Below are 12,436 nucleotides of genomic sequence, written 5' to 3'. Positions count from 1 at the left end.
AGTGTCAGTCGTTTCCGGCTGCATCGAGCGAATGACGCCCCGGGAGCGCGGGTTTGCCTATTGTGCGATCCGTGCCTATACCGGGCTGTTGTATGTCGGCATTGTGCCGTTGTTTTCCGATTTTCGAGACAAGGTAAGGAACATGGACCTGCAGGCTGGGCTCTATCGTCATTACAAGGGACAGAACTACCGGGTCCTGGGTGTCGCGCGGCATTCGGAGACGGAAGAGGCGCTGGTGATCTACCAGGCGCTGTACGGCGAATTCGGTCTCTGGGTGCGTCCGCTGGAGATGTTCACCGAGGCCGTGGAGGTCGATGGCGAGTGGGTGCCGCGCTTCGTTCTGGTGAGTCCCGAGGCCGATCCCCTGGGCTTGCAGAAAGCTCCCGGCGGGGAAGACCGCGCTTGACCTTGGCTCGTTCGCCACTATATATAGCGGTGCCGCGCTAGTCGCTCCCTCCTTTATATTCATCTTTTCGACGCAGGAACCTTCCGATCCATGGGTAAATCGCTGGTCATCGTGGAATCCCCGGCCAAGGCCAAGACCATCAACAAGTACCTGGGCAGCCAGTACGTGGTGAAGTCGAGCATCGGCCACATCCGTGACCTGCCCACCAGTGGTTCGTCGAGTTCCAAGGAGCCGGCGGCCAAGGGCCGCAAGAGCGCCTCCGAGGCGCCGGCGCTGTCACCGAAGGAGAAGGCCAGGCGCCAACTGGTCTCGCGCATGGGGGTCGACCCCGAGCATGGCTGGAAGGCCAAGTACGAGATCCTGCCCGGCAAGGAAAAGGTCATCGACGAGCTGCGCCGCCTGGCCAAGGACGCCGACACCGTCTATCTCGCGACCGACTTGGACCGCGAAGGGGAGGCCATCGCCTGGCACCTGCGGGAAGCCATCGGCGGTGACGAAAGCCGCTACAAGCGCGTGGTATTCAACGAAATCACCAAGAAGGCCATTCAGGAGGCCTTCTCCCAGCCCGGCGAGCTCGATATCAACCGGGTGAACGCCCAGCAGGCGCGGCGTTTCCTCGACCGCGTGGTCGGCTACATGGTCTCGCCGCTGCTCTGGCAGAAGATTGCCCGCGGGTTGTCCGCCGGCCGCGTGCAGTCGGTGGCGGTGAAGCTGGTGGTGGAGCGCGAACGCGAGATCCGCGCCTTCGTCCCGGAAGAGTACTGGGAGGTGCATGCCGACCTCGGTACCGCCAAGGGCGCCAACGTGCGCTTCGAGGTTACCCGTGAGAAGGGCGAGGCCTTCAAGCCGCTCAACGAAGCCCAGGCCATGGCGGCCCTGGAAAAGCTCAAGGCGTCGGCCTATAGCGTCGCCAAGCGCGAGGACCGGCCGACCTCCAGCCGACCCTCGGCGCCGTTCATCACTTCCACCCTGCAGCAGGCGGCGAGCAACCGCCTGGGCTTCGGGGTGAAGAAGACCATGATGATGGCCCAGCGTCTCTACGAGGCCGGCTACATCACCTACATGCGTACCGACTCGACCAACCTGTCGGCCGATGCCATTGGCATGGTCCGCGGTTTCATCGAAGACGAGTTCGGCCAGAAGTACCTGCCGGGCAAGGCCAACGTCTACTCGAGCAAGGAGGGCGCCCAGGAAGCGCACGAGGCGATCCGTCCTTCCGACGTCAACCTCAAGCCGACCCAGCTGTCCGGCATGGAGCGCGACGCCGAGCGCCTGTACGACCTGATCTGGCGCCAATTCGTGGCGTGCCAGATGACCCCGGCCGAATACCTCTCGACCAGCGTGAGCGTCACCGCCGGCGATTTCGAACTGCGCGCCAAGGGCCGCATCCTCAAGTTCGACGGTTATACCCGGGTACTGCCGCAGCAGAGCAAGCCGGGCGAGGACGACGTCCTGCCGGAAATGAAGGAAGGCGAGAACCTCAAGCTGATCAAGCTCGATCCGAGCCAGCACTTCACCAAGCCGCCGGCGCGCTACTCCGAAGCGAGCCTGGTCAAGGAACTGGAGAAGCGCGGTATCGGCCGCCCCTCGACCTACGCGGCGATCATCTCCACCATCCAGGAGCGCGGCTACGTAACCACCCACAACCGCCGCTTCTATGCGGAGAAGATGGGCGACATCGTCACCGATCGGCTCAACGAGAGCTTCGCCAACCTGATGGACTACGGTTTCACCGCCGGGATGGAGGAGCATCTCGACGACGTGGCCCAGGGCGAGCGCGACTGGAAGCACCTGCTCGACGAGTTCTACGGCGATTTCAAGAAGAAGCTCGAGGTGGCCGAAGTCAGCGAGAAGGGGATGCGCGCCAACCAGCCGACCCTGACCAACATTCCCTGCCGCGAGTGCGGCCGGCCGATGATGATTCGTACCGCCTCCACCGGCGTGTTCCTCGGCTGCTCGGGCTACAGCCTGCCGCCGAAGGAACGTTGCAAGGCGACCGTCAACCTGATTCCCGGCGACGAGATCGCCGCGGACGACGAGGGCGAGTCCGAGTCGCGGGTGTTGCGTGGCAAGCATCGCTGCCCGATCTGCAGTACCGCGATGGACGCCTACCTGCTGGACGAGAAACACAAGCTGCATATCTGCGGCAACAACCCCGACTGTCCGGGCTACGAGATCGAGGAAGGCCAGTACCGGATCAAGGGCTACGAAGGGCCGAGCCTGGAATGCGACAAGTGTGGCAGCGAGATGCAGTTGAAGACCGGCCGTTTCGGCAAGTTCTTCGGTTGCACCAATCCGACCTGCAAGAACACCCGCAAGCTGCTGAAGAATGGCGAGGCGGCGCCGCCGAAGATGGACGCCATCCGCATGCCTGAATTGAAGTGCGAGAAGGTGGACGATATCTACGTGCTGCGCGACGGCGCTTCGGGCATGTTCCTGGCCGCCAGCCAGTTCCCGAAGAACCGCGAGACCCGCGCGCCGTTGGTGAGCGAGATCATCCCGCACAAGGCCGAGCTGGATCCCAAGTACCATTACCTCTGCGACGCCCCGCAGAAAGACCCGGACGGCCGTCCCGCGGTGATCCGTTTCAGCCGCAAGACCAAGGAGCAATACGTGCAGTCCGAGGTCGATGGCAAGCCCACCGGCTGGCGCGCCTTCTACGATGGCGGCAAGTGGAAGGTCGAAGACAAGCGCTGATGGATGGCGCGCCCGCTTGCATGGGGCGCGCTTATACTGCGCGAAGGCCGGGCGCTGACCTGGCCTGCGCTCCGCATTCCTTCCAGTTTTAATCGGGAGTACCGGCATGGCCCAAGAGCTTTATACCCGCACCAACCAGAAGCTGTATTTCGCCGGGTTGGCTCTGGAGGCCTGGAAGCGAGCCGATGCCGAGCGGGCGATGAATGCCCAGGCGATCATCCAGGGGGAGCGCGAATCGGCGCTGTTCCACCTTTATGGCGCAGTGCTCGGTGTATGCCATGAGATCGCCGGTTACTACCGTCTGCCGCAGGCTGCCGCTCCTCGCGTGGATGCATTGCTGAATGCCGAAGTGCTGGCGGCCGCGCCCAGCCCCGAGCTGGCTGAGCTGGTGGAGTTGGCGTCGCAGCCGGAAACCTGGCTGGGCCAGTTGCTGGGCGCCTACTCCGAGCTGTTCCTGCCGCCGCGACCGACCAAGGCAGCGAAGATCGACCCCAGCACACCGTTGATCGTTGCCGTGAGTATCGACGAAGACGCCCCCTTGCTTTCTCGCGAAACCCTCGAGGAATGGCGGCAGTCGCTGAAGCAATTGGTCCTGCGTTTTCGCGAGAGCCTGACGGAGCTGTAACGCCGTCGTCATTCGCCGATCAGCGGTAGGAAATTTTCCTACCGTTCCACTCGGTTGATTTGCCAGCAAAAAAATTTAGCGGATGCCGTCCGGGCGCTCTGGAACCGCCGTTACAGGCGCGAGAGCGGAACCGGAAGGCGGATGCGGGCTAGGGATGCACTGGATGGGCTGTTACAATGTCGCGTCTTCGTAGAGAGCGTCTGTCATGCCAACATCCTTCCTTGAAATCGTAGAAATGCCCGACGGGCGCATCGTGCTGCGTCGCGCCGATGACGAGGAGGCGTTGGTGACCCTGGAGTTCTCCGGGGACGCGAAGAATTTCCTGCAAGGCCAGCATGTCGAAGTGGCCAAGGCCATGTTCAATGTCGGCGTGCAAATGGCCGGTCGTCTTGCCGAGGGTGAGATGGAACACGACGAAGGCCCCCGCGTCCTGCACTGAACGCTGTCCCCCGCCGTTTTTTCAACCCAGACGAATATTCAGGCTCTGTGCTTGGCCCAGTTGGGCGGCGCGGGACAGTTGCTTGCGCGCCGCCCGGCTCAGCGGTTCCAGCCAACTGACCACGGTGTGGCTGCGACCCAGGCGCAAGGCCTCGCAACTGAGCGCCAGGGCAGCGGCGTTGTCCTTCGCCTGCAGTAGCAGGATGCGCTCGCGGTTCAGGCCGGCGCGGCGCAGCCATTCATGGGTCAGGCTCGCCGGCGGAGCGATCAGGGTCAGCCAGCGGGCATCCTGTTCCTCGCTGAGCTCGCGGAGAATCGGTGCGAGCAGGGTCAGGCAGTGCCCTGGCAGGCCGCTGAGCGAAAGTTCGCTAAAGGCAGCGGGTTCCTCGATGGAGGCGCTGGAAGGGCTGTCGATGACATCGTCGAGCAAGGGAGCGCCGTTGCTGGCCCAGAACGCTTCCTGGAACAGTGGCAACTGGGCGCTGGGCAGCGAGTGGGAGGTCTGCATGGTATCTCCTGTCAGCGTCGGATCACGCCGACGCTCAAGCCTTCGATGATCAGTTCCTGCTCCTTCAGATCGACTTCGATCGGAGCGAACTCAGGGTTTTCCGCCAGCAGCCAGACCTTGCTGCCTTCGCGCTTGAAGCGTTTCACCGTGACCTCCTCGCCGATCCGCGCGACCACCACCTGGCCGTTGCGCGCTTCGCGGGTGACGTGGACGGCCAGCAGGTCGCCGTCGAGGATGCCGATGTCCTTCATGCTCATGCCGCGCACGCGCAACAGGTAGTCGGCGCGAGGATTGAAGAAGGCGGGATTGATCCGGCAGGATTCCTCGATGTTCTGTTCGGCGAGGATCGGTGCGCCGGCGGCGACCCGTCCGATCACCGGCAGGCCCTCATCGTCGTTGGCGGCATGCGGTTCGAAGCCGGGAATGCGGATGCCGCGAGAGGCGCCCGGAGTCATTTCGATGGCGCCCTTGCGTGCCAGCGCCTTGAGGTGCTCCTCGGCGGCGTTCGGCGACTTGAAGCCGAGTTCCTGGGCGATTTCCGCCCGGGTCGGCGGAAAGCCGTGGTCTTCCAGGCAGCGCTTGATGAAGGAGAGGATCTCGGCTTGGCGGGGCGTCAGCTTCTGCATGTCGTCGCTCTGTGTTTTTATCCAGTGACTGGGATTATATACAGTGAGCGAGGTGTGGCAATGATTTTCCGCATGACATTTCGTCCTGCGTCACGATGAAGTTGGCCAGTGTCTTGCTTCCGTTTTTCGGGACTTCTCTGTAATTTTCCTGACTGGTGCGTCATCTGCCGCTTGACAAGGGATGTGGCTGAAACGTATGTTTCAAACAAGTGTTTGTCAGGCGGAGAAACCATGGCCCAGTCGGAAACCGTCGAACGCATTCTCGATGCGGCGGAACAGCTGTTCGCGGAAAAAGGCTTCGCCGAAACCTCGTTGCGTCTGATCACCAGCAAGGCCGGGGTCAACCTGGCGGCGGTGAATTATCACTTCGGTTCGAAGAAGGCGCTGATCCAGGCGGTGTTCTCGCGCTTCCTCGGGCCATTCTGCGCCAGCCTGGAAAAGGAGCTGGATCGTCGCCAGGCCAAGCCCGAGGCCCAGCACGCCACCCTGGAGGACCTCCTGCACCTGCTGGTGTCCCAGGCGATGGCGGTGAAGCCGCGCAGCGGCAACGACCTGTCGATCTTCATGCGCTTGCTCGGCCTGGCCTTCAGCCAGAGCCAGGGGCACCTGCGCAAGTACCTGGAGGAGGTCTACGGCAAGGTCTTCCGGCGCTACATGCTGCTGGTCAACGAGGCTGCGCCGAAGCTGCCGCCCATCGAGCTGTTCTGGCGCGTGCACTTCATGCTCGGCGCGGCCGCCTTCAGCATGTCGGGGATCAAGGCCCTGCGGGCGATGGCGGAAACCGATTTCGGCGTGAACACTTCCACCGAGCAGGTGATGCACCTGATGGTGCCGTTCTTCGCTGCCGGCATGCGCGCCGAGAGCGGCATCGACGATCCGCTGCTGGCCGGGGCGCAACTGCGCCCGCGGAACAAGACGCCCGCCAAGGCCTGATCGCAGACGGCGCCCCAGGGCGCCGTTTTCCTTTCTCCTTTCTCTGTGCTCCGGGCGGAACTCCATGCGCCGGGCCGGCTCCATTGGCAGGCGCGCGGTACCGCCCCGGGACTTAAGTCTTTCTGCCGGGTGCAGTACAGTGTGCGCTGTCTGAGGCCCGTGACGGCGGGCTTCGCTGATTTCCAGGCCATAGGACTTTTCATGCAAGGCTCTCTGATGCTCGACATCGGCGGCACCTGGCTGACCGCCGAGGACCGCCAAATCCTGCGCCACCCCGAGGTGGGCGGGCTGATCATCTTCGCTCGCAACATCGAGCATCCTACCCAGGTTCGCGAACTGTGTGCGGCCATTCGCGCTATCCGCCCCGACCTGTTGCTGGCCGTCGACCAGGAAGGAGGGCGCGTGCAGCGCCTGCGCCAGGGCTTCGTGCGCCTGCCGGCGATGCGCGCGATCGCCGACAACCCCAATGCCGAAGAGCTGGCCGAGCACTGTGGCTGGCTGATGGCGACCGAGGTGCAGGCGGTAGGCCTCGACCTGAGTTTCGCGCCGGTGCTGGATCTCGATCACCAGCGCAGCGCCGTGGTCGGTAGCCGCGCCTTCGAGGGCGACCCGGAGCGTGCCGCGCTGCTTGCCGGTGCTTTCATTCGCGGCATGCATGCCGCCGGGATGGCCGCCACCGGCAAGCATTTTCCCGGTCACGGCTGGGCCGAGGCCGACTCCCATGTGGCGATTCCCGAAGACGCGCGCAGCCTCGAGGAAATCCGGCGCAGCGACCTGGTTCCGTTCGCCCGCCTGGCCGGACAGCTCGACGCGCTGATGCCGGCCCATGTCATCTATCCGCAGGTCGACCCGCAGCCCGCCGGCTTTTCCCGGCGCTGGTTGCAGGAGATCCTGCGCGGCGAGCTGAAGTTCGACGGGGTGATCTTCAGCGACGACCTGTCGATGGCCGGCGCCCATGTGGTCGGCGACGCCGCCAGCCGCATCGAGGCCGCCCTGGCCGCGGGCTGCGACATGGGCCTGGTGTGCAACGCCCGGGCTTCCGCCGAGCTGGCCCTGGCTGCCCTGCAACGCCTGAAGGTGACCCCGCCGTCGCGTCTGCAACGCATGCGCGGCAAGGGCTACGCGAATACCGACTATCGCCAGCAGCCGCGCTGGCTGGAAGCACTGTCCGCGTTGCGCGCCGCGCAACTGATTGATTGAGGGAGCTGTCGATGAGTGTCTACGCGATTATCGGAGGAACCGGCCTGACCCAGCTGGAAGGGCTGACGCTGAGCGAGTCCCTGCCGATCGAAACGCCGTATGGCGCGCCGTCCGCGCCGCTCCAGCGTGGCCGCTACGCCGGGCGCGAGGTGCTGTTCCTGGCGCGTCACGGTCATCCGCACCGCTTCCCGCCGCACCAGGTGAACTACCGCGCCAATCTCTGGGCGCTGAAGCAGGCGGGTGCCGAGGCGGTGATCGCGGTGAACGCGGTGGGTGGCATCCATGCGGCGATGGGAACGGGGCACCTGTGCGTGCCGCACCAGTTGATCGACTACACCTCGGGACGCGAGCACACCTATTTCGCCGGCGATATCGAGCATGTCACCCATATCGACTTCAGCCACCCCTATGACGAGCCGTTGCGCCAGCGCCTGATCGAGGCATTGCGTGCGTTGGGGCTGGCGCACAGCAGCCATGGGGTCTACGCCTGCACCCAAGGGCCGCGCCTGGAAACGGTGGCGGAAATCGCCCGGTTGGAGCGGGACGGCAACGATATCGTCGGCATGACCGGCATGCCCGAGGCAGCACTGGCCCGCGAGCTGGACCTGCCCTACGCCTGCCTGGCGCTGGTGGTCAATCCCGCGGCGGGGAAGTCGGCGGGGATCATCACCATGGCCGAAATCGAACAGGCGTTGCACGATGGCATCGGCAAGGTGCGCGAGGTGTTGGCGCGGGTCCTGGCCGGCTAGGCGGCCATCGCAACGAAAAAAAAAGGCCGCTATTGCGGCCTTTTTCGCTATTGCGCAGGAGGTGCGGCGTCGAAACCGCCTTCGACGGGAGGCGCGTCCGCCGGTGCCTGCTGTTCTTCCAGTTCCATGGGATTGGGGGCGGCGGGACGGGCGCCGACCGGCACCACCTTGATCAGGATGCCCAGGCTCGGATGGTCGAGATAGGTCAGTTCGCCATTCTTCAGCCGCGTGCCCTGCCTTATGTGCTGGCTGCCGGCGAGGAAACCGTCGTCGCCGAAGCGATTGACCCAGAAATCGGCCTCCATGTCGACGAAGCGCACCTGGCTGAGGGTCAGCGTACCTTCCACCGGGAAATGATGATCCTGTTCCTGGCCTTCGCTGAGGGCGATCTTCACCGGGGTCTCGCCGATGTCCTGGCGCCAGGCCTTGTGCAGCAGCACGGTGTAGCCGTTGTCCTGGCTGAGCTTGGCGAGCTGGTTGTCGAGCGCGGTGGCGCGCAGGGCGTCGCTGGCCAGCGGCTGTGCGCCGGTGGCCCAGTCGTCCGGCGCCGGCTGGCTGGACGGCACGGCATCGCCGGCCTGGCGGAACACCACCAGTTCCACCTGGTAGGGACCGCCGGCGAATGCCGCGGGGGCGGCCAGTGAGAGCAGCAGGGCAAGGCAACGGAACAAGCGCATAGGCTAATCCTTAGGTGGTTTGCGGTGTCAGGCGCTCGAACAGCGCCTCCAGGGTATTGAAGCGTTCTTCCGGTCGTTCCATGGGCACCTGGAAGCGGAACAGGGTTGCGCCTTCGAACTTGTAGCGGTTCGGCTGGCCCTGGATCAGCTTGATCAGTACCAGCGGGTCGACCTGGGTATCGGCGGCGAATTCTATACGACCGCCCTGCGGTCCGGCATCGACCTTGAGGATTCCAAGTTTTTCCGCCTGCAGCTTCAGAAGGGTCAGGCGCATCAGGTTCTTCGCCGGATCGGGCAGGAGCCCGAAGCGGTCGATCATCTCCACCTGCAACTCGCGCAAACCTTCCTCGTCAGGGGCGTTGGCGATGCGCTTGTAGAGGATCAGCCGGGCATGCACGTCGGGCAGGTAATCCTCGGGGATCAGTGCAGGCACCCGCAGGTTGACCTCCGGCCCGCCGCCCAGTGGCTGCTCGAGGTTCGGTTGCTCGCCCTTGCGGATGGCCTTCACCGCCCGTTCGAGCATTTCCATGTAGAGGGTGAAGCCGACCGCCTGGATCTGCCCGCTCTGGCCGTCGCCGAGCAACTCGCCGGCGCCGCGGATCTCCAGGTCGTGGGTGGCGAGGACGAAGCCGGCGCCCAAATCCTGGGCGTTGGCGATGGCTTCCAGGCGTTTCTCGGCGTCCGGGGTCATCTGACGGCGCGGCGGTGTCAGCAGGTAGGCGTAGGCCTGGTGGTGGCTGCGACCGACACGGCCGCGCAACTGGTGCAACTGGGCCAGGCCGAACTTGTCGGCGCGCTCGATGAGGATGGTGTTGGCGCTGGGCACGTCGATGCCGGTCTCGATGATGGTCGAGGCCACCAGCACGTTGAAGCGCTTGTGGTAGAAGTCGCTCATCACCTGTTCCAGCTCGCGCTCGTGCATCTGTCCGTGGCCGATGCCGATGCGCGCCTCCGGGACCAGTTCGGCGAGGTCGCGGGCGCACTTCTCGATGGTCTTCACTTCGTTGTGCAGGTAGTACACCTGGCCGCCGCGCAGCAGTTCGCGGAGCAGCGCTTCCTTGATCACCGCGTTCTGCTGCTCCATGACGAAGGTGCGCACCGACAGGCGGCGCGCCGGCGGCGTGGCGATGATGGACAGGTCGCGCATGCCGGAGACGGCCATGTTCAGGGTCCGCGGGATCGGCGTGGCGGTGAGGGTGAGGATGTCCACTTCGCTGCGCAGGGCCTTGAGCTGCTCCTTCTGGCGCACCCCGAAGCGGTGTTCCTCGTCGATCACGACCAACCCCAGGTTGGCGAACTTCACGTCTTCCTGGAGCAGCTTATGGGTCCCGATGAGGATGTCGATCTTGCCTTCGGCCAGTAGCCGCGCGGCGTTCTCGACTTCCTTGGCGCTCTTGAAGCGGCTCATCACCTCGACGCTCACCGGCCAGTCGGCGAAGCGGTCGCGGAAGCTGTTGTAGTGCTGCTGGGCGAGCAGGGTGGTGGGCACCAGCACCGCCACCTGCTTGCCGCTATGCACGGCGACGAACGCCGCGCGCATCGCCACTTCGGTCTTGCCGAAGCCGACGTCGCCGCAGACCAGGCGGTCCATGGGCCTGGGCGCGAGCATGTCGGCGACCACCGCCTCGATGGCGCTTTGCTGGTCCGGCGTCTCCTCGAACGGGAAGCCGGCCGAGAAGGTCGCGTAGTCGGCCTGCGGATCCTTGAACGCGAAGCCTTCGCGGGCGGCGCGGCGGGCGTAGATGTCGAGCAGTTCGGCGGCGACGTCGCGAACCTGTTCGGCGGCCTTGCGCTTGGCCTTCTGCCAGGTTTCCGAGCCGAGTCGGTGCAGCGGCGCCAGGGCGTCGTCGGCGCCGGTGTAGCGGGCGATCAGGTGCAGGTTGGCGACCGGCACGTAGAGCTTGGCGTCCTCGGCGTATTGCAGCATGAGGAATTCCGCCTGCTGGTTGTCCACCTCGAGGGTGATCAGGCCCAGGTAGCGGCCGACGCCATGGTCGATGTGCACCACCGGCGCGCCTTCGCGCAGCTCGGTGAGGTTCTTGATCACCGCGTCGCCGCCGTCGCGGGTCTTTTCCCGGCGCCGGCGCTGCATGACGCGCTGGCCGAACAGCGGGCTTTCGGCGACCAGGGCGAGTGCCGGATGGTCCAGCAGCAGGCCCTCGTCCAGCGGCGCGATGCTGATCGCCAGGCGTGCCTGGCTGGCGAGGAAGGCCGGCCAGCCGTCGACTTCCTCGGGGCGCAGCTTCAGTCGGGCCAGCAGCTCCAGCAGGACTTCCCGGCGTCCGGGCGATTCGGCGCAGAACAGTACGCGGCCGGGGAACTCCTCGATGAACCGGCGCAGCGCGGCCAGCGGCTCGGCGGCCTTGGCTTCGATCGCCAGGTTCGGCAGCGGCAGGGCCGGGAAGCGCTCGCGCCCGACGCCCGGCTCGACGTCCTCCTGGCTGGCGACCACCCGTGGCCAGTTCTTCAGCCGGGCGAAGCAGTCTTCCACCGGAAGGAACACTTCCGCCGGCGGCAGCAATGGCCGTTCCGGATCGACCCGGCGGTCCTCGTAGCGGCTGCGTACGTCATTCCAGAACTGCTCGGCGGCCTGTTCGATGCCGGGCAGGGAGAACACCTGGGTGTCTTGCGGCAGGTAGTCGAAGAGGGTCGCGGTTTCCTCGAAGAACAGCGGCAGGTAGTACTCGATTCCCGAGGGTGTCAAACCGCTGGCGAGGTCCTGGTAGATCGGGCAGCGCCGGTAGTCGACGTCGAAGCGCTCGCGGAAGCGGCCGCGGAAACCGGTGACCGCTTCCTTGTTCAGGGGGAATTCGCGTGCCGGCAGCAGGCGGATCGACTCGACCTTGTCGATGGAGCGCTGGGTCTCCGGGTCGAAGGTGCGCAGGGTCTCGATCTCGTCGTCGAACAGGTCGATACGGAAGGGCAACTCGCTGCCCATTGGGAACAGGTCGATCAGCGCGCCGCGGACGGCGAACTCGCCGTGCTCGTAGACCGTGTCGACGCAGCGGTAGCCGGCGCCTTCCAGGCGCAGGCGCATCCGCTCGACATCGAGTTTCTGGCCGACGTCGAGGACCAGGCTGCTGCCGAGCAGGAAGCGGGTCGGCGCCAGGCGGTGCAGGGCGGTGGAGATCGGCACCACCAGCACGCCGTGCTTGAGCTGCGGCAACTGGTAGAGGGCGGCGATGCGCTGGGAAATGATGTCCTGATGCGGCGAAAAGACGTCGTAGGGCAGGGTTTCCCAATCGGGGAAATGCAATACCGGCAGGTCGGGGGCGAAGAACCGCAGTTCCTGTTCCAGGCGTTCGGCATTCTGGCTGTCGGCGGTCAGCAGCAAGGTGAAGCGCTTGGCGGAACTGGCGGCCTCGGCGACAGCCAGGCTCAGCGCGGCACCGGGGAGGTTGCCCCAGTGTTGCTTGCCGGCGCTGGCCGGCAGGCTGGGAAGACGCAGTACGGACACGGGCAAGCTGGGCTCCGGTCGGGAATTTGACCCGCCGGATTGTAACTTTCCCGACTGCTGGATGTCAGTCTTCCGACTGCTGCAGATTGCCGAGCCTGGCCGGCGCGGTCATAATGTAGC

11 protein-coding genes are annotated in these 12,436 nt (G+C 65.1%); 7 read left to right on the top strand and 4 right to left on the bottom strand.

What is annotated here, in order from left to right:
• Positions 1–142 precede the first annotated feature (142 nt).
• From FOC67_RS16145 to FOC67_RS16130, 4 genes are all read left to right on the top strand, one after another.
• The gene (locus tag FOC67_RS16145) at positions 143–406 is read left to right on the top strand and encodes a DUF1653 domain-containing protein (RefSeq protein ID WP_003109484.1); all 264 of its coding nucleotides are present in this window, start codon (positions 143–145) and stop codon (positions 404–406) included.
• 90 nt (positions 407–496) lie between these two features.
• Complete coding sequence (gene topA / locus FOC67_RS16140) at positions 497–3,103, top strand: type I DNA topoisomerase (protein WP_003091201.1); 2,607 nt, start codon at positions 497–499, stop codon at positions 3,101–3,103.
• Between the two features lie 106 nt (positions 3,104–3,209).
• Positions 3,210–3,728, top strand: a complete 519-nt coding sequence (locus tag FOC67_RS16135) for a DUF6586 family protein (RefSeq protein ID WP_003091199.1) — start codon at positions 3,210–3,212, stop codon at positions 3,726–3,728.
• A gap of 205 nt (positions 3,729–3,933) precedes the next feature.
• Entirely contained in the window at positions 3,934–4,167 is a 234-nt protein-coding gene (locus tag FOC67_RS16130; RefSeq protein WP_003109483.1) for a hypothetical protein, read from the top strand.
• Between the two features lie 21 nt (positions 4,168–4,188).
• Here the strand turns inward: FOC67_RS16130 and sulA are convergent, their stop codons facing one another.
• Positions 4,189–4,674, bottom strand: a complete 486-nt coding sequence (gene sulA / locus FOC67_RS16125) for an SOS-induced cell division inhibitor SulA (RefSeq protein WP_003091197.1) — start codon at positions 4,672–4,674, stop codon at positions 4,189–4,191.
• Positions 4,675–4,685: 11 nt separating this feature from the next.
• Positions 4,686–5,300: a transcriptional repressor LexA gene (lexA, locus tag FOC67_RS16120; RefSeq protein ID WP_003091196.1), complete on the bottom strand. Its 615-nt coding sequence runs from the start codon at positions 5,298–5,300 to the stop codon at positions 4,686–4,688.
• 231 nt (positions 5,301–5,531) lie between these two features.
• On the opposite strand from lexA, the gene psrA reads away from it, so the two are divergent.
• The 3 genes from psrA (at position 5,532) to FOC67_RS16105 (ending at position 8,182) form a co-directional block, all read left to right on the top strand.
• Positions 5,532–6,233, top strand: a complete 702-nt coding sequence (gene psrA / locus FOC67_RS16115) for a transcriptional regulator PsrA (protein WP_003091195.1) — start codon at positions 5,532–5,534, stop codon at positions 6,231–6,233.
• A 201-nt stretch (positions 6,234–6,434) separates the two neighbouring features.
• Positions 6,435–7,433 carry a beta-N-acetylhexosaminidase gene (nagZ, locus tag FOC67_RS16110; protein WP_009313817.1) on the top strand — a complete coding sequence of 333 codons (999 nt, stop codon included), beginning with the start codon at positions 6,435–6,437 and terminating at the stop codon, positions 7,431–7,433.
• Between the two features lie 11 nt (positions 7,434–7,444).
• A complete protein-coding gene (locus FOC67_RS16105; RefSeq protein WP_003091193.1) occupies positions 7,445–8,182 on the top strand; it encodes an S-methyl-5'-thioinosine phosphorylase in 738 nt (245 codons plus the stop codon).
• 47 nt (positions 8,183–8,229) lie between these two features.
• Here FOC67_RS16105 and FOC67_RS16100 read toward each other — a convergent pair whose 3' ends face one another.
• Complete coding sequence (locus tag FOC67_RS16100; RefSeq protein WP_009313818.1) at positions 8,230–8,859, bottom strand: CsiV family protein; 630 nt, start codon at positions 8,857–8,859, stop codon at positions 8,230–8,232.
• Between the two features lie 10 nt (positions 8,860–8,869).
• Positions 8,870–12,316 carry a transcription-repair coupling factor gene (gene mfd / locus FOC67_RS16095; protein ID WP_003091189.1) on the bottom strand — a complete coding sequence of 1,149 codons (3,447 nt, stop codon included), beginning with the start codon at positions 12,314–12,316 and terminating at the stop codon, positions 8,870–8,872.
• Positions 12,317–12,436: the final 120 nt, after the last annotated feature.

It is taken from the genome of Pseudomonas sp. FDAARGOS_761 (assembly GCF_013343155.1).
GTDB classification, from domain to species: Bacteria; Pseudomonadota; Gammaproteobacteria; order Pseudomonadales; family Pseudomonadaceae; genus Pseudomonas; species Pseudomonas aeruginosa.
Note: the sequence above shows the minus strand (reverse complement) of the source record. Positions and strands in the feature narration are given on the sequence as shown.

Excerpts from the sequence above, each read along its gene's own strand:
- FOC67_RS16145 (WP_003109484.1), top strand. The coding sequence starts at position 143 with ATGGACCTGCAGGCTGGGCTCTATCGTCATTACAAGGGACAGAACTAC.
- topA (WP_003091201.1), top strand. The coding sequence starts at position 497 with ATGGGTAAATCGCTGGTCATCGTGGAATCCCCGGCCAAGGCCAAGACC.
- FOC67_RS16135 (WP_003091199.1), top strand. The coding sequence starts at position 3,210 with ATGGCCCAAGAGCTTTATACCCGCACCAACCAGAAGCTGTATTTCGCC.
- FOC67_RS16130 (WP_003109483.1), top strand. The coding sequence starts at position 3,934 with ATGCCAACATCCTTCCTTGAAATCGTAGAAATGCCCGACGGGCGCATC.
- sulA (WP_003091197.1), bottom strand. The coding sequence starts at position 4,674 with ATGCAGACCTCCCACTCGCTGCCCAGCGCCCAGTTGCCACTGTTCCAG.
- lexA (WP_003091196.1), bottom strand. The coding sequence starts at position 5,300 with ATGCAGAAGCTGACGCCCCGCCAAGCCGAGATCCTCTCCTTCATCAAG.
- psrA (WP_003091195.1), top strand. The coding sequence starts at position 5,532 with ATGGCCCAGTCGGAAACCGTCGAACGCATTCTCGATGCGGCGGAACAG.
- nagZ (WP_009313817.1), top strand. The coding sequence starts at position 6,435 with ATGCAAGGCTCTCTGATGCTCGACATCGGCGGCACCTGGCTGACCGCC.
- FOC67_RS16105 (WP_003091193.1), top strand. The coding sequence starts at position 7,445 with ATGAGTGTCTACGCGATTATCGGAGGAACCGGCCTGACCCAGCTGGAA.
- FOC67_RS16100 (WP_009313818.1), bottom strand. The coding sequence starts at position 8,859 with ATGCGCTTGTTCCGTTGCCTTGCCCTGCTGCTCTCACTGGCCGCCCCC.